Origin of the sequence: Bordetella tumbae (assembly GCF_965139195.1) — a bacterium.
GTDB lineage: Bacteria > Pseudomonadota > Gammaproteobacteria > Burkholderiales > Burkholderiaceae_B > Bordetella_A > Bordetella_A tumbae.
On record NZ_CBCSJH010000043.1, the window covers coordinates 13,824 to 29,958 of the forward strand.

At 61.4% G+C, this 16,135-nt stretch carries 13 protein-coding genes; 11 read left to right on the top strand and 2 right to left on the bottom strand.

Annotated elements, in window-relative coordinates:
* Positions 1 to 138: 138 nt before the first annotated feature.
* The 10 genes from ACNA0J_RS26155 (at position 139) to ACNA0J_RS26200 (ending at position 12,352) form a co-directional block, all read left to right on the top strand.
* Positions 139 to 2,196: an acetyl/propionyl/methylcrotonyl-CoA carboxylase subunit alpha gene (locus ACNA0J_RS26155; protein ID WP_415821819.1), complete on the top strand. Its 2,058-nt coding sequence runs from the start codon at positions 139 to 141 to the stop codon at positions 2,194 to 2,196.
* Positions 2,197 to 2,360: 164 nt separating this feature from the next.
* On the top strand, positions 2,361 to 3,131 hold the full coding sequence (locus ACNA0J_RS26160) for an IclR family transcriptional regulator (RefSeq protein WP_415821820.1): 771 nt from the start codon (positions 2,361 to 2,363) through the stop codon (positions 3,129 to 3,131).
* Positions 3,124 to 4,278, top strand: a complete 1,155-nt coding sequence (locus ACNA0J_RS26165; protein WP_415821821.1) for a thiolase family protein — start codon at positions 3,124 to 3,126, stop codon at positions 4,276 to 4,278. Before ACNA0J_RS26160 ends, ACNA0J_RS26165 begins: the two co-directional genes overlap by 8 nt.
* Complete coding sequence (locus tag ACNA0J_RS26170; protein WP_415821822.1) at positions 4,275 to 4,616, top strand: Zn-ribbon domain-containing OB-fold protein; 342 nt, start codon at positions 4,275 to 4,277, stop codon at positions 4,614 to 4,616. Before ACNA0J_RS26165 ends, ACNA0J_RS26170 begins: the two co-directional genes overlap by 4 nt.
* A gap of 76 nt (positions 4,617 to 4,692) precedes the next feature.
* Positions 4,693 to 5,673, top strand: a complete 981-nt coding sequence (locus ACNA0J_RS26175) for a tripartite tricarboxylate transporter substrate binding protein (protein WP_415821823.1) — start codon at positions 4,693 to 4,695, stop codon at positions 5,671 to 5,673.
* A gap of 25 nt (positions 5,674 to 5,698) precedes the next feature.
* Positions 5,699 to 7,825: an acetate--CoA ligase family protein gene (locus ACNA0J_RS26180; RefSeq protein WP_415821824.1), complete on the top strand. Its 2,127-nt coding sequence runs from the start codon at positions 5,699 to 5,701 to the stop codon at positions 7,823 to 7,825.
* A 26-nt stretch (positions 7,826 to 7,851) separates the two neighbouring features.
* Positions 7,852 to 8,829, top strand: coding sequence for a Bug family tripartite tricarboxylate transporter substrate binding protein (locus ACNA0J_RS26185; RefSeq protein WP_415821825.1), 978 nt, complete (start codon positions 7,852 to 7,854; stop codon positions 8,827 to 8,829).
* A 51-nt stretch (positions 8,830 to 8,880) separates the two neighbouring features.
* Entirely contained in the window at positions 8,881 to 10,245 is a 1,365-nt protein-coding gene (locus ACNA0J_RS26190; RefSeq protein ID WP_415821826.1) for an acyclic terpene utilization AtuA family protein, read from the top strand.
* A gap of 9 nt (positions 10,246 to 10,254) precedes the next feature.
* Positions 10,255 to 10,611 (top strand): AtuA-related protein, encoded by a 357-nt coding sequence (locus tag ACNA0J_RS26195; protein ID WP_415821827.1) that lies wholly within the window; start codon positions 10,255 to 10,257, stop codon positions 10,609 to 10,611.
* Positions 10,612 to 10,708: 97 nt separating this feature from the next.
* A complete protein-coding gene (locus tag ACNA0J_RS26200) occupies positions 10,709 to 12,352 on the top strand; it encodes an acyl-CoA synthetase (protein WP_415821828.1) in 1,644 nt (547 codons plus the stop codon).
* A 119-nt stretch (positions 12,353 to 12,471) separates the two neighbouring features.
* Here the strand turns inward: ACNA0J_RS26200 and ACNA0J_RS26205 are convergent, their stop codons facing one another.
* On the bottom strand, positions 12,472 to 13,665 hold the full coding sequence (locus ACNA0J_RS26205) for an acetylornithine transaminase (RefSeq protein WP_415821829.1): 1,194 nt from the start codon (positions 13,663 to 13,665) through the stop codon (positions 12,472 to 12,474).
* A 129-nt stretch (positions 13,666 to 13,794) separates the two neighbouring features.
* On the bottom strand, positions 13,795 to 14,994 hold the full coding sequence (locus tag ACNA0J_RS26210; protein WP_415821830.1) for a DSD1 family PLP-dependent enzyme: 1,200 nt from the start codon (positions 14,992 to 14,994) through the stop codon (positions 13,795 to 13,797).
* 158 nt (positions 14,995 to 15,152) lie between these two features.
* Here ACNA0J_RS26210 and ACNA0J_RS26215 point away from each other — a divergent pair, with 158 nt between their 5' ends.
* Positions 15,153 to 16,115 (top strand): TAXI family TRAP transporter solute-binding subunit, encoded by a 963-nt coding sequence (locus ACNA0J_RS26215; protein ID WP_415821831.1) that lies wholly within the window; start codon positions 15,153 to 15,155, stop codon positions 16,113 to 16,115.
* Positions 16,116 to 16,135: the final 20 nt, after the last annotated feature.

Here is a 16,135-nt window from a genome sequence, read left to right on the forward strand (position 1 = left end):
TACAGACCGGCGGAGCCGGATCTGTGACTTTCCCGCTGGAGGGGCACTGTGGGTCGAGGGGGAACATTTCGGTGATGATGCATCGCCAACTGGATTTGAATTAGTCGCGGTGACAACAAATTTTGTGTGGAAGACAACATGTTCGATACTCTGCTGATAGCTAACCGTGGTGAGATTGCTTGCCGTGTCGCGGCGACGGCGCGCCGTCTGGGCATACGGACGGTGGCGGTGTATTCCGATGCCGACGCAGGTGCGCGGCATGTGGCGGCTTGCGATGTCGCGGTGCATATAGGGGGGCCTGAGCCGCGTGCGAGTTATTTGCGGGCAGAGGCTATTTTGCAAGCGGCGCGCGATACGGGTGCACAGGCTATTCACCCGGGCTATGGGTTCCTGTCGGAGAACGAGGCGTTCGCTCAGGCTGCCACAGATGCGGGGATTGCTTTTGTCGGGCCGCCTGCATCGGCTATCGCCGCCATGGGCAGTAAGTCGGCTGCCAAGGCCTTGATGGAAAAAGCCGGGGTGCCGCTGGTGCCCGGCTATCACGGCGACAACCAGGACCCCGCGTTTCTGAAATCGCAAGCCGATGGCATCGGCTATCCCGTGTTGATCAAAGCCAGTGCGGGCGGTGGCGGTAAAGGGATGCGTGTAGTCGAGTCCTCTGGTGCCTTTATCGAGGCGCTGGCGTCCTGCCAACGCGAGGCGGCATCGAGTTTTGGCGATGACCGCGTGCTGATTGAACGCTATCTGCAAAAGCCGCGGCACATCGAAATCCAGGTCTTTGCCGATACGCATGGCAACTGCGTATACTTGTTCGAACGCGATTGTTCGGTGCAACGCCGCCATCAAAAAGTCATCGAAGAAGCCCCCGCCCCCGGCATGACCGCAGAGCGCCGGCAAGCGATGGGCGACGCCGCCGTCGCGGCCGCGCGCGCAGTAGGTTATGTTGGTGCGGGGACGGTGGAATTCATCGCCGAGCCAGACGGACGTTTTTATTTCATGGAAATGAATACGCGTCTGCAAGTGGAGCACCCGGTCACGGAAATGATCACCGGCCACGATCTCGTCGAGTGGCAGTTGCGTGTCGCCGCTGGCCAGCCTCTGCCTGCCAAACAAGAAGACCTGCACATTCATGGCCATGCCATCGAAGCGCGCATTTATGCAGAGAACCCCGATAAAGGCTTTTTGCCTTCGATCGGCACGCTGGCCTATCTGGAGTTGCCGCCTCATGTCGCATTTACCAACGGCGATGTGCGGGTGGATGGCGGGGTGCGGATGGGCGATACCATCACGCCTTATTACGACCCGATGATCGCCAAACTGATTGTGCACGGTGCGGATCGCGATCAGGCCCGCGCACGCATGATTCAGGCTTTGGCGCATACGCACGCTGTCGGCGTTCAGACCAACGTGGCGTTTCTGACGCGGCTGATGCAGGATGCGGCCTTTGCCGCGGCGGATCTGGATACGGGCTTGATCGAGCGTCAGCGCGACACGTTGCTGCCGCCGCCGGCGGCAGCAGATGCCACCGATGTGGCGCTGGCCACCGCTGCAGTGCTGGTACGCCAGGGCTTGGCGCCCGCAGGCGATACATCGTTGCCAAGCTCGGTAGCCGCGACAGCCTCAACGCGCGTATCAGTCACCGACCCGTGGGACGTGCGCGATGGATGGCGTTTGGGTGGACAGTATCAGCAAACGCTGCAATGGCTCGATCATGAAACCCTGCGTGATGTCACGATCGCGCGTGATGGACAGGCCTGGACATTACGCAGCGATCAAACATCGTGGGCTTTTTCCTGGCGCGCCCATACGGGGGCGAACCCGAACCTGGCCTATGGGCTGCGCGTGACCTTGGACGGACGCGAAAGCACGGGCACGGTGGTATTGCACGGTGATAAAGCTTATGTGTTTCGTGAGGGCCGCACCCAGATGCTGGGCCTGCATGATGCATTGGCCCACGCCCAGGATGGCGAGGGTGAACATGCAGGCGGATTGACAGCCCCCATGCCCGGCAAGATCATTTCGATTGCCGTCCAGGCGGGCGACAAAGTGAAAAAGGGACAAGCCCTGCTGGTCATGGAGGCCATGAAGATGGAGCACACGATCTCGGCACCGGGCGATGGCGAAGTGCAAGAGGTGTTTTACGCCATCGGAGACCAGGTCGGCGAGGGAGCCGAGCTGGTCGCGATCGTCGCGTAGCGCCTCTGACGGCCCGGGTCCTGCCTCTATGAGAGGGGCCCGGACGGGCTTACGCGGATTCGTTCGATTGTCGCTGGACGAAAATTTGTTGCGATGCAACTTTACCGGCGTGGCACGCGTTCTTATCTTGTGGCGGTGTTCCCCCATCGGGCTGCCCCACATTCATGCCAACGCCAGACGCCAACGCCTTATCAGCCACCCAGAAAACTTGCCGAGTACTGGCCAGCCTGTCTGACCCTTGCGTCCAGCGGCTGACCGATATCGCGCAACGCGCCGCGCTGGATATCTCTACCGCGCGGCGTATCCTGAAGGACCTGGAGGCAGAAGGCTTCGTCGAACGGGACCCGGTCAACAAGCACTACATGCTGGGGCCCCAGGTCTATGCCATGCATCATGCAATGGTGGACGGGCTGGATCTGCGCGGGCTCGCACGGCCGGCCCTGATCCGATTGGCACGCCGTTTTGGCGACACCGTCATTCTGTCGTTACCGATGGGCTGGGAGTCGGTCTGCCTGGATCTGTGCTTTGGCGACTACCCCATTCGCGCCAACTATCTGCAGGTAGGCAGCCGTCGCCCGCTGGGCGTGGGAGCAGGCAGCCTGGCGCTGCTGTCAACACTGGGCGAGGTTGAAACGCAGGCGGTCATGCCCATGGTGCGGCAACGCCTGACCGCCAAGTATCCCCGCTTTCCTGAATCGGATTTGATCACGGCGGCACAACGTGCACGAGGCCTGGGGCACGCCATGCTGCTGGACGTAGTGGTCGAAAAAATGGGCGGCCTGGGTGTCGCCGTGCGGGGCCCCAGCGGGCGCGCGATCGCCGCGCTCAGCATCGCGGCGTTGAACGAACGCATAGAGTCTCGCGAAGCGGAACTCGCACAAGCCCTCTCGCAAGAGGCTCGCGACATCGAACGCTCGTGGTGGCCTCATGCCTGATATCCGCTATCCCCGCGCCTATATCCACGCCGCCGCCACGACCCGCTATGGCCGCCACGAGGGCAGCAGCGCGCTGGACCTCATGGCGCAAGCTGCGAATCAGGCCTTGGCGCAATCCGGCCTGCAACGCGACGATATCGACGGCGTATTGTGCGGCTACGCGACGACCTTTCCGCATTTGATGCTGGCCGATCTGCTGAGCGAAAAGCTGGGCTTGCAGCCCCACTATGCGCACGGCATGCAAATGGGCGGGGCCACCGGGGCCGCCATGGTCATGCTGGCTCGTACGCTCCTGCGAGCAGGCACCTGCCGGCGCATTCTGGTGGTCGCAGGGGAAAATCGATTGACCGGCCAAGCCGTGGATACGTCCATCCAGACCCTGGCCCAAGTCGGCGAGCCCGATACCGAAGTTCCCAATGGCGCATCCGTGCCGGCCTACTATGCATTGCTGGCCTCGGCCTATATGCATCAGACCGGACTCGATCGCGAGACCTTGGCCGAATTTGCCGTGCTGATGCGCGAGCATGCTGCAAGCCACCCTCATGCACATCTGCGCGACCCTATTGCGGTCGATCAAGTGCTGGCGTCCAAGCCGATCGCAACACCATTGAATCTGTTGGATTGCTGCCCGATATCGGATGGAGCAGCAGCGCTCGTGCTCAGCGCCGACGAAGGACCTGTCCAGGTCATTGGCGATGGCCAGGCGCATCGCCACCAGCATTTGTCAGCGATGCGCGACGTGCTGGACACGGGCGCCGCGCGCGCTTGTGCCAGAGCCTTGGCCGAGGCAAAGCTGGAATCGCAGCACATCGATTATCTGGCGATCTACGACTCTTTCACGATTACGCTGGTCATGTTGCTTGAGGAGCTGGGATACGCGCCGCGTGGCAGCGCGGGCGCCCGGCTGCGTCACGGAGATTTTGCAGCGTCTGGTGAGTTGCCGCTCAATACGCACGGTGGATTGCTGTCATTCGGCCATTCAGGCGTGGCGGGTGGCTTGGCACACCTCGTCGAGGCTTGGACTCAACTGGCAGGCCGCGCTGGCGAACGGCAGATCACCCCACGGCGGCGAGCTCTGGTGCATGCCGACGGCGGCGTGCTCTCTGCCCATGTCAGCCTGGTACTGCAAGCGGAGAGCACAAGGTGACTACACAGCATCCCCTGGATATCCAACGTTGCGAACACTGTGGCACATGGTGGGCGCTGCGACCCTACGCCTGCGCCGCCTGTGGCGGCACCGCATTGTCATGGCAACGCGCGACAGGCGAGGGGGTCGTCATCGCGCGCAGCGAGGTGCATCGTGCCCCGGATGCGCAATGGAAAGCACTGACACCCTATACGCTGGTGCTCGTTAAATTGCATGAACACGTCACGCTGATGGGGCATGCAGACGCCACCATCACCGTCGGCCAGCACGTGCACGGCCGCGCCGTAGAAATCAACAGCCGCCTGCTACTGAAGTTCGAAGCCCGCTCCCCGCCGTGATGCTAGCCGTATTCACGGCATCACATCCAAACGAACCGCATCCACAACACGTCCCCAGAGGACGGAGGAGACACTCATGCCTATCAAAACGCTATGGCGTGGCGCATTCGCCGCGTTGACGCTATTCACCGCGACGATCTCTGTCCATGCTGCCTCGACCGACTGGCCAGCTAAACCGATTACCTTGGTGGTGCCCTATCCACCAGGAGGGCCCACCGATATCGTGGCGCGGTCCGTGGCGAAAGGCCTGGGCGACGAACTCAAGCAAACCGTCATCATCGACAACCGCTCAGGCGCGGGCGGCAACATCGGTGCGGAGCTCGTCGCCAGGAGCGCTCCCGATGGCTATACGCTGCTGTTGGCCACGACGGCTCATGCCATCAACATGTCGCTGTTCAAAACCCTGAGCTATGACACCAGCAAGAGCTTCGTTCCCCTGTCACTGCTGACACAAGGTCCGCTGGTCATCGTGGCGCGCCCCGATCTGCCCGCGCACAACGTGCGTGAACTGATCGCGCTGGCGAAATCCACGCCGGGCAAGCTGACCTTTGCCTCGTCTGGAAACGGGCAATCGACGCACCTGGCAGCGGAGCTGTTCAACGCCATGGCGGGAACGCGCATGGTGCATGTCCCGTACCGGGGCAGCGCGCCCGCCATGACGGATGTGATGGGTGGTCAAACCGATGTCATGTTCAACACCATGCTGTCATCGATGCCCTATGTGCGGGACGGCAAGCTGCAAGCATTCGCAGTGACCAGCGCGGCGCGGTCGCCTGCAGCACCAGAAATCCCTACCGTCGCGGAATCCGGTTTGCCCGGTTATGAGGCGACCGCGTGGAACGGCCTCATGGCTCCCGCAGGAACTCCCGATGCGGTCGTACAAAAGCTCAGCGCCACGTTGCAAAAGGTCCTGGCAGACAAGGCGCTACAGCAGCAATTTTCCCAGCAAGGGTTCGACGCGCAGTGGATGAGCCCCGCGGATTATCAACGGTTCGTCGACAACGAAATCAAGAAATGGGCGGACGTCGTCAAGACGTCGGGCGCCACTGTCAACTGAATACCATCACAGCATAGGAACCTCCATGGGCTTTAATTCTCGCCATGACGACCTGAACACCTTGCTCGAGCCGGCATCCGTTGCCATCGTGGGCGCCTCGGATAATCCCGACAAAATCGGCGGACGGCCCATTTTTTATATGCGCCGGCACGGCTATGCGGGCACGATATATCCCATCAATCCGCAACGCGCCGAGGTGCAAGGCGAACGCGCCTGGCCCAGTCTGGATGCACTGCCCGCGACGCCCGATCTGGCCATCGTGGCAGTCGCCGGTGAACAAGCCGTGCAAGCTGTGGATAAATGCGCAGAGCTTGGTGTATCCACAGCCATCGTGATCTCGGCGGGATTTTCTGAAACGGGCAGCGCAGGAAAAGCCTTGCAGGATGCCATGACTGCGCGCGCACGCGCGGCGGGCATGCGCATCGTGGGTCCTAACTCGCAAGGTCTCGCGAATTTTGGCAATGGCGCAATCGCTTGCTTTTCGACCATGTTCCTGGAGGTCGAACCGGCCGATGGGCCCGTCGCCGTCATCAGTCAAAGCGGCGGCATGAGCGCGATGATATATGGGTTGTTGCGACAACGCGGTATTGGTGTACGCCACATGCATGCCACCGGCAATGAGGCCGATGTCACCGTATCGGAACTGGCCTGCGCCGTGTTGCGCGACCCGCAGGTACGCATGGTGTTGCTGTATCTCGAGTCCCTGCAGGACGCAGACGTTCTGGCGCGGGCAGCCGCACTCGCACGTGAACGTGGCGTCCCATTGATTGCCGTCAAATCCGGCCGTTCCGAGGCCGGAGCACGCGCGGCAGCGTCGCACACGGGCGCCATGGCGAGTGAGGACCGCGTGGTGGATGCGTACTTCGAACATCACGGGATCTTGCGTGCGCGCGATCCACATGAACTGGTGCGCTGGGCAGAGCTGTCATTGCGCGGCCCATTACCTCGGGGCCCGCGAGTCGTCGTCGTCAGCAATTCCGGTGCGAGCTGCGTGCTGGCATCGGATGCCGCTGTTGAGCATGGCCTGCAGATTACGCCGCTGGCCGATCGTACTCAGCAGGCATTGACCGATCGCCTGCCGGGTTATGCAACCACGACCAACCCGATCGACATCACGGCGGCGCTGCTATCGAACAATGGTCTGTTCGGCCAAGTCCTGCCCGTTATCGCTGACGACCCGGCCGCCGATATGTTCCTGATCGATATTCCGGTCGCGGGGCGTGGCTATGACGTCGAGACGTTTGCGGCAGACACGGCCGAGTTTGCCGCAGCCTCTGGCAAACCCGTCGCCGTTGTCGCCTGGCAAGAGAACGTAGCCGCCACGTTTCGTGCGCGCGGTGTCGCGGTCTACGCCGATGAACAACAGGCGGCCAATGCGATGGCGAGCTTGTATCGCCTGCATCAATGGCAGGCGCGCGACACTGCGCCACGCCATGACGCCGAACAGGGCACACCGAGTTCGTTCGACGAATTGTCATCGCCATCACGCTTTCTTTCCGAATCGCAAAGCCTCGCACTGTTGTCGGACTACGGCTTGACCGTGGCCGACTACCGTTGTTGCACCGATGCAGACACCGCCGTGGCGGCCTGGCGCACGATCAATGCGCCAGTCGCATTGAAAGCCTGCTCGGCGCAGTTGCCCCATAAATCCGAACACGGCCTCGTCGCGCTGCGCCTGAACAGCGAACACGATCTGCGCGAGGCACTGCATCGGCAAGCGCAAACGCTAAAAGACTTGAACGTCCACGACGCCACATGGATCGTTGCGCGCATGCAGGGCGGCCTGCACGAATGCGCGCTGGGCATGCGGCATGATCCGGTCTTTGGCCCCGTGATCATGATCGGCAGTGGCGGCAAATATGTCGAAGCCATGCAGGACGTCGCACTGCTGCTGCCGCCGTTCAACACCGAAGACGTCATCCGCAAACTGCAGGGCCTGCGCATCGGCACGCTGCTGACAGGTGTGCGCGGCGATCCGCCCGCCGATATGGAGGCGCTCGCCGAACAGGCCGTGCGGCTCGGTCAGTGTGCGTTGGCTGCCAACGGAAAAATTGCCTCGATCGACATCAACCCTGTCCTGGTGCGTGCGCAAGGTCAAGGCGCGATCGCACTGGATGCATTAGTCGAGCTGTCAAACTCCTCTGAAACCTGAAGCACCACAACTATCAGGAGACACCCATGCGCGGTTTGCTCTTATCCATGGTGTTGATACTGGCAACACCTTTTGCACCGGCAGTTCATGCCCAGGCAACATCGGATTGGCCGACACGCCCCATCACCTTGATCGTGCCGTTTCCTCCCGGCGGCACGACCGATCTTCTGGCGCGCCTCGTCGCCCGCGAAGCCGGCAATCGTCTGGGCCAAAACATGGTCGTCGAAAACCGCCCCGGCGCTGGCGGCGGCATTGGTGCTGCGGCCGTCGCACGTGCACAGCCCGATGGCTACACGTTGGTGATGGGCACGCTAGGCACGCAGGTCACCAATCAATTCATTTATGCGCAGATGCCTTACGACTCGGCGCGGGACTTTGCGCCGGTCACATTGGTTGCCAACTCTCCGAACGTCTTGTTGGTCAGTCCCAAGCTGGGCATCTCCACCGTCGCGGAATTGCTCGAGCGCGCACGACGTACGCCAGGCGCATTGAACTTTGCGTCCACAAGCCTGGGAGGCTCGCCTCATCTATCCGGGGAGCTGTTCAACAGCATGGCCAAGGTCGATATTCGTCATGTGCCGTACAAGGGATCCGCCCCGGCGATGACTGACCTGCTCGGCGGCCAAGTGCAGATGATGATAGACAACTTACCGTCGGCCATGGGGCAGATCCAGGCCGGTACGGTAAGGGCCTTGGCAGTGACGACTCCCGAACGCGTGCCGCTATTGCCCAATGTGCCCACGGTTGCCGAAGCCGGGCTCCCGGGCTATGAGGTCAACGCATGGTTTGGCTTACTCGCCCCTGCCGGGACACCCGACGCCATCGTGAGCCGTATCTATTCGGCCGTCGCCAACGCGGTGGCCGAGCCCGCCGTACGCCGCCAGATCGAGGCCCTGGGCGCCATCCCGGTTGCCAGCACGCCACAGGTGTTCGGCGACATCATCCGCGCCGATACCGACAAGTGGCAGCAAGTCATCCGCAACGCGGGAATCAAACCGCAATGATGGCGGCACGCACCACAACGCTCATATAGCCATACTCATCAGGAGAGATCAATGTCCCGCAACTCGAACAAATTGCGTATCGGCTCCGGCGCTGGCTGGTGGGGCGATCGCATCGATCCCGCGCGCTGGAATGCCGAACGCGGCGAGTTGGATTTTCTGTGCTTTGAAACCATGGCCGAAGCCACGGTCTCCGCCGCGCAGGTCCGCAAACGCCGCGATCCGGGCTTTCCCGGCTACGACACCTGGCTGGACGATCGCATGCGTGCGGTACTGCCGCATTGCATGGCCAACGGTACACGCATCATCTCCAACCAGGGCTGGATTCATCCCCAAGCCGCGGCCCGGCGCGTCGCAGAGTTGTGTGCGGAAGCCGGCTGGAAAAACGCCAAGGTTGCCGCCATCACGGCCACGGACCTCAGCAGCACCATCGCCGCCAGCGGCCTGTCCATCATGGAAAGCGGCGCGCCGATCGCATCGCTGCGCGATACCTTGATCTCGGCCGAACCCTATGCGGGGGCCGAGGCCATCGTGCAAGCGTTGGACCAGGGCGCCGATATCGTCATCACCGGCCGTGTTGCCGATCCTTCGCTATTTCTCGCACCCATGATGCATCACTACGGTTGGCGTCATGATGACTGGGACAAACTGGGGCAGGGCAGCGGCATCGGCCATTTGCTCGAATGCGGCGCCCAAGTCACCGGTGGCTATTTTGGCGACCCCGGCTACAAAGATGTGCCCGAGCCCTGGAATCTCGCGTTTCCTTATGCAGATGTCGACGCGGACGGCACTGCCGAGATCGGCAAGGTCAGCGGCACGGGCGGCTGCATCGATCTGCGTACCGTGAAAGAGCAAATGTTCTACGAGGTCCACGACCCTGCGCGCTATATCACCCCTGATGTGGTGGTGGACTTCACGACCGCACGACTGGAGCAAACGGGTGAAAACCGCGTCACGCTCAGCGGAATTTCGGGACGCCCCCGCACCCCGACCCTCAAGGTTTCGGTGGGATGCACCGAGGGTTATATCGGCGAGGACATGTTCTTTTTTGCGGGCCCCGGATGCCTGGAGAAAGCCCGGTTGGCCGATACGATCTTGCGCGAGCGGTTGCGTATGGCCAATCTGCAAGCCGATGATCTGCGCATTGATTTCATCGGCTTGAACGCAGTGCATGGCACGGCCTCCGCGCCGCCCTCTCAAGATCATGTTCCGGCGGAAATCGCCGTGCGTATCGCCGCGCGTTGCGCGTCTCGCGCGCAAGCAGAAAAAATCGGCCGCGAGGTCGACGGCATGGCGGTGTGCGGTCTGGCATCGACAGGCAAGCGCGTGCCGCATCAAGACCGTGTACGCGAGGTCATCGGCCTGTGGTCCACACTGGTGCCACGCGACTCGGTTCATTGCACGATTGAATTCGTCTAAGGAGACAACATGAAAGTCAACTTGCGACGTATCGCCCACACCCGTTCGGGCGACAAGGGCAACACCTCGAACATCGCCGTCATCGCCTATGAGCCTGTGTTTTATCCACTGATAAAACAAACCCTGACGGTCGACGCAATGCGCACGATCTATAACGACACAGCGGTGCGCGGCGCCATCACCCGCTATGACGTCGATGGCTTGGGCGTATTGAACTTTGTACTGGAGGGCGCATTGGGCGGCGGCGTGTCGCGCAGCCTCGCGATCGACAACTACGGTAAAGCGCTCGCCAGCGCGGTATTACGTTTCGAATTGGAGGTTCCCGATGCATGGTTACCGTTACTACGTGGGCCTCACGAGGTATAAATAGGGCGTGCAGGTTTTTCGTCCTAGAAACCCGAGTTGCGCTGACATGGCAGGAGACACACCATTGAATGTCGGCGCTGCATCAAAAGAGACCACGATGACTGATCCGAATGATGCTTTGCCACCCAATGCCGCCAATCATGTTGCGCTGACACCGCTAGGTTTTCTGCAATGGGCTGCGGACGTTTATCCACAGAGACCAGCGCTGCTGCATGGCGACTACCGCCAGGACTGGCAAACCACACGCGAACGTTGCCAGCAGATGGCGGCAGCATTGCAGGCCTGGGACGTTCGCCGCGGTGACGTGGTTGCCATTCTGGCGCCGAACACGCCCGCGCTGTACGAGGCTCATTTTGGCGTGCCGATGGCCGGTGCGGTGCTCAACGCCTTGAATACCCGGCTGGATGCCGCCACCTTGGCGTTCATCCTGGAACACGGCCGCGCCACCGTGTTCCTGTACGACAGTGAATATGCAGAACTCGTGAGCGATGTGCTCTCCAGGCTCTCCACCCCACCGCGCACCGTCCGCATCGAAGACCGCGAATACCACGGTGATCACGGCACATTGGGCGACGCGGAGTACGAATCCTGGCTGTCGGCGCAGCCCTCGGATCATGCTTGGGAATGGCCTGCCGACGAATGGCAAAGCATCTGCCTGAACTATACGTCCGGCACCACCGGCAACCCCAAAGGCGTGGTCTATCACCATCGCGGCGCCTATCTCAATGCCACGGGCAACGTACTGGCCTGCGGCATGCCGCCTCATGCCGTCTACCTGTGGACATTGCCCATGTTCCACTGCAATGGATGGTGCTTTCCGTGGACGCTCGCGGCGCTGGCGGGTACCAGCGTCTGCTTGCGCCGCGTCGAACCTGCTGCGATTTTCGAGGCCATCCGGCGTCATCATGTCGGCTTCTTTTGCGCGGCTCCCGTGGTACTCAGCATGCTGATCAATGCGCCCAAGCAAGTCCAGTATCGCGCCACGCATCCTGTACAAGTCTTGACCGGCGGCGCCGCACCGCCGGCCGCCGTGATCGAATCGATGGAACAACTCGGTATCGGGGTCACGCATTTGTATGGACTGACGGAAACCTACGGGCCGTCCATCAGTTGTGCCTGGCATGATGAATGGGATGAACTGCCCCTGGCCGAACGCGCCGCGCTCAAGGCACGCATCGGCGTGCGCAAACTCAACGTCGAGCACGTACAAGTCGTCGACGACGAACTACGCCCCGTACCGGCCGACGGCAAGACCATGGGGGAAATCGTGCTGCGTGGCAATACGCTCATGAAAGGCTACCTACGCAATCCCGATGCCACCGCACAGGCCTTTGCGGGCGGATGGTTTCACTCCGGCGACCTGGGTGTCATGCACCCCGACGGTTATATCGAGATCAAGGATCGCGCCAAAGACATCATCATCTCGGGCGGAGAAAACATTTCCACCGTAGAAGTCGAAAGCGTGCTGTACCGGCATCCCGACATATTGGAAGCGGCGGTAGTAGCAAAGCCGGATGCGACATGGGGAGAAACGCCATGCGCCTTTGTCACGCTAAAAGCGGGGGCAACGTGCACGGAAGACGATGTACTGCGTTATTGCCGCGAACATCTCGCACGATTCAAAGTGCCACGCACGGTGGTCTTTTGCGAGCTGCCCAAAACCGCGACCGGTAAAGTCCAGAAATTCGTTTTACGTGATCAAGCCGCTGCGTTGAAGTCGACGAACGGTGAAAGCGGCTAATTGGACCCGTCCGATGCGGTGCTATAAAACCAATGCCGTGCTGAATACCTACCGATTCATGAGCATCAATGCAAAAGGGGCGCAACCGCGCCCCTTTTGCATCATAGCGATAGCTCTGATCAGTTCTTGCGTACGGACGCAATCACCTGATCCAGCAGAGTCAGCATTTGCGCGACGTCCTGCTCGCTGACGTTCAACGCCGGCATGAAGCGCAGCAAATTAGCGCGCGGTGCGTTCAACAACATGCCTTGCGGCTCCAGGACGCGAGCGGCTTCGACAATCGCAGGCCCATCATCGCGATCCAGCACCAAGGCGCGCAGCAGACCCATGCCACGCTCGCCGCCCATGCCCCATTTGGCCGACAACGCCAACAGGCCTTCGGACAACTGCTTGGCACGCGCCTGTACCGACTCCATGAAGCCCGGCGATACCAAGGTATCGAACACCGCGACACCCACGGCAGCCATCAGAGGATTGCCGTTGTAAGTACCGCCTTGGTCGCCGTGCGAGAACACGCAAACGTCTTGGCGCGCCAGCAATGCGGCCAACGGCACGCCGCCGCCAATGCCTTTGGCCAGCGTCATGATGTCCGGCACCACGTCGAATTGCTGATACGCAAACATCGAGCCCGTACGGCCCATGCCGGTTTGGACTTCGTCGACGATCAACAGCAGCTTGTGCTCGTCGGCCAGCTTGCGCAGGCCTTGCATGAATTCGCGCGTCGCCGGGTTGACACCTGCCTCGCCTTGTACCGGCTCGAGCATGATGGCCACGGTCTTGTCATCGATCAGCGCACGTACTGAGTCCAGATCGTTGAGTTCGGCCTTGGGGAAACCCTCGACCTGCGGCGCAAACATCGTGTCCCAACCGGGCTTGCCCGAAGCCGACATCGTCGCCAGCGTACGGCCATGGAACCCATGGTTCATCGTAATGATCTTGTACGCGCCATTGCGATTCACGCGGCCCCACTTGCGCGCCAGTTTGATGGCGCCTTCGTTGGCCTCTGCGCCGCTGTTGGCAAAGAACACGCGATCGAAACACGATGCGCCGGTCAGGCGCAGCGCCAGATCAATGGACGGCTGGTTGTAGAACGCCGGCGAGGGGTTCATCAGCTTGTCGGATTGCTCCAGCAGCGCTTTTTTCATTGCCGGATCGCAGTGGCCCAGCGTATTGACGGCCCAGCCCTGAATAAAGTCCAGATATCGCTTCCCGGTATGGTCCTCCAGCCACGAGCCCTGACCGCGCACGAACACGAGGTCCGGGCGGGAGGTGATCTCCATGAGGGCGTTGACGTTGAACTGGCTGAATTCCATGGCGGTTCCTACGGAATGGGAAAACTAAAGAAAAAGGAAGAACTAAAGAATTTAGCACCGTATTGTTGCCGCTGGCGCAGTACGCGCCCGGCAATCGACACAGACGGGCCGGTGCCTCCCGCCTGTAAGTTATCGGCTCAACCCTCGGGCAGCGATTTCCCACACGCCCTCGACCACGCCGTTGCGGTAGGTCACGAGCTGGTCATGCAGATTGAATGTCGGGTCCACATGAGACGGGATCAAACGCAGCTTATCGCCCAGACGCACGTCTGCGCCCTGGGAATACGCCTCACCCGAGGCTGATTTGGCGTCAGGACGCTCCGGGGTCGAGACGGCCTGAGACGTCTTTAACACGCCGTGCTCATCATTGGCGGCCGTGTATTGCAACCCAACCGATTCCGCGATCCGGGGCAAACCACACTCCACGGTCGTCGATTTCAGGCCCGCATCCACGATCACACGGTCGGCGGCGGGCGCACTCATCACCGTGGTCAGCAAAAACAAACTGTTGCGAAAAGCCAACGCATCGGACCAATCGTTCGCACCATAGTCGCCGTCCATGAACGCGTACGAACCGGCTTGCAACTCGGTGTAGACGCCCGATGCGGCATCAAACTCGGCGCTGCCGGTCCCTGCACCCGTAATGCGATCACAGGCGATGCCGGCTGCGCGCAGATGCTTGGCATAGTCTGCGGCAGCCTGTGCGGCCCGAGCCGCCACGGCGGCGCGCTCGCCATGGCCGCGCACGTGCTGCACCGAGCCGTGATAGGCCTGCAGACCGCCAAAACTCACGCCAGGCAGGGTTTGAGCCTGTTGTGCCAGGGCCAGCACCAAGGCGGCATCCGACACGCCGCAGCGCCCCTGGCCCACATCGACCTCGACCAGCACTTCGACCTGTACCTGGGCCTGCACCATGGCGGCCGAGATATCGGCCAGATTCCCTGCATCATCGACGCATACGCTGACACGCGCCACGCGGGCCAATTGCGCCAACAGGGCCAGCTTGGCCGGACCCACGACCTCGTTACTGATGTGGATGTCGTCAATCCCTGCCTCGACAAACGGCAGCGCTTCGCTGACCTTTTGGCAGCAGATCCCGCGCGCACCCAATGCGATCTGACGCCGCGCGACTTCCGGGCATTTGTGGGCCTTGCCGTGCGGCCGCAGGTTCACGCCATGACGATCCGCCCAGGCCTGCATCGCACGCAGATTCGATTCGAACGCATCCAGATCCAGCACCAGGCTGGGAGTGTCGACATGCGCGAGCAAATCGCCTGGCACTGCGGCAGGCGGCAACGTCAAAATCGGGGCGGCAGGGATGGCGGCCATGGATGCGCGTTTCCTTTTCGAACGAACATGCACGCCATCGAATCTGGCGTACTCGAGAAGCACATAGTGTATCCCCCAGGCAAACCCTATGCCTCCTGGAATCACCCCCGTGACAAAATCGCGTGGGGATCGAAAACACCCGCACCTGGAGAAGCTTCATGTCGTTGAAAAACTGGATCAAGACCCTGACCCTCGCGCTGGCCGTCGCCGGCAGTGTCGGGACTGTGCACGCACAGCAATTTTTCCGCATCGGTACCGGCGGCACCGCGGGAACCTACTATCCTGTAGGCGGCATGATCGCCAACGCGATTTCGCAACCCGGCAAGCTCATCGCGACGGCGGTTGCCTCGAACGGTTCGGTTGCCAACATCAACGGCATCCTGGGCGGCTCGCTCGAAGCCGGCTTCACGCAATCTGACGTCGCCTACTGGGCCTACACCGGCACAGGCACGTTCGACGGCAAACCCAAGGCTGAAAATCTACGCTTGATCGCTACCCTCTATCCCGAAAGCATCCACCTGGTCGCACACAAGGGTTCGGGCATCAAGTCCGTCGCCGATCTGCGCGGCAAGCGTGTCTCGATGGACGAGCCCGGCTCCGGCACCCTGGTAGACGTTCGCCTGATTCTCGGCGCCTACGGGATGACCGACAAGGACATCAAAGCCGAGTACCTGAAACCGAACCAAGCCGGCGACAAGATCCGCGACGGCGGCCTGGACGCGTTCTTCTTTGTGGGCGGCGCCCCCGCCGGTGCGATTGCCGAACTGGCTTCCAGCGGCGCAGGCATCGAACTCGTCCCTCTGGTCGGCCCCGAGATCGACAAACTGCGCAGCGAACAAGAGTTCTTCACGCCCGACACCATCGCCGCCGGCATGTACCAGGGTGTGGGCGAGATCAAGACCATCTCCGTCAATGCGCAAATGGTGACGTCCGCCAAACTGTCCGACGAGACCATCTACGACATCACCAAAGCTCTCTACAGCGCGGAAACCCGTAAAGTGCTCGACAACGGTCACGCCAAAGGCAAGCTGATCACCAAGGAAAACGCCGTCAAAGGCGCCGGCATCCCGTTCCATCCGGGCGCCGAGAAGTTCTACAAAGAAGCCGGCCTGCTGAAGTAAGCCGTATCGCTTGCAGTACC

Coding starts and splice junctions, on each gene's coding strand:
- ACNA0J_RS26205 (WP_415821829.1), bottom strand. CDS start 13,665: ATGGAATTCAGCCAGTTCAACGTCAACGCCCTCATGGAGATCACCTCC.
- ACNA0J_RS26200 (WP_415821828.1), top strand. CDS start 10,709: ATGACTGATCCGAATGATGCTTTGCCACCCAATGCCGCCAATCATGTT.
- ACNA0J_RS26155 (WP_415821819.1), top strand. CDS start 139: ATGTTCGATACTCTGCTGATAGCTAACCGTGGTGAGATTGCTTGCCGT.
- ACNA0J_RS26160 (WP_415821820.1), top strand. CDS start 2,361: ATGCCAACGCCAGACGCCAACGCCTTATCAGCCACCCAGAAAACTTGC.
- ACNA0J_RS26190 (WP_415821826.1), top strand. CDS start 8,881: ATGTCCCGCAACTCGAACAAATTGCGTATCGGCTCCGGCGCTGGCTGG.
- ACNA0J_RS26180 (WP_415821824.1), top strand. CDS start 5,699: ATGGGCTTTAATTCTCGCCATGACGACCTGAACACCTTGCTCGAGCCG.
- ACNA0J_RS26215 (WP_415821831.1), top strand. CDS start 15,153: ATGTCGTTGAAAAACTGGATCAAGACCCTGACCCTCGCGCTGGCCGTC.
- ACNA0J_RS26165 (WP_415821821.1), top strand. CDS start 3,124: ATGCCTGATATCCGCTATCCCCGCGCCTATATCCACGCCGCCGCCACG.
- ACNA0J_RS26175 (WP_415821823.1), top strand. CDS start 4,693: ATGCCTATCAAAACGCTATGGCGTGGCGCATTCGCCGCGTTGACGCTA.
- ACNA0J_RS26210 (WP_415821830.1), bottom strand. CDS start 14,994: ATGGCCGCCATCCCTGCCGCCCCGATTTTGACGTTGCCGCCTGCCGCA.
- ACNA0J_RS26185 (WP_415821825.1), top strand. CDS start 7,852: ATGCGCGGTTTGCTCTTATCCATGGTGTTGATACTGGCAACACCTTTT.
- ACNA0J_RS26195 (WP_415821827.1), top strand. CDS start 10,255: ATGAAAGTCAACTTGCGACGTATCGCCCACACCCGTTCGGGCGACAAG.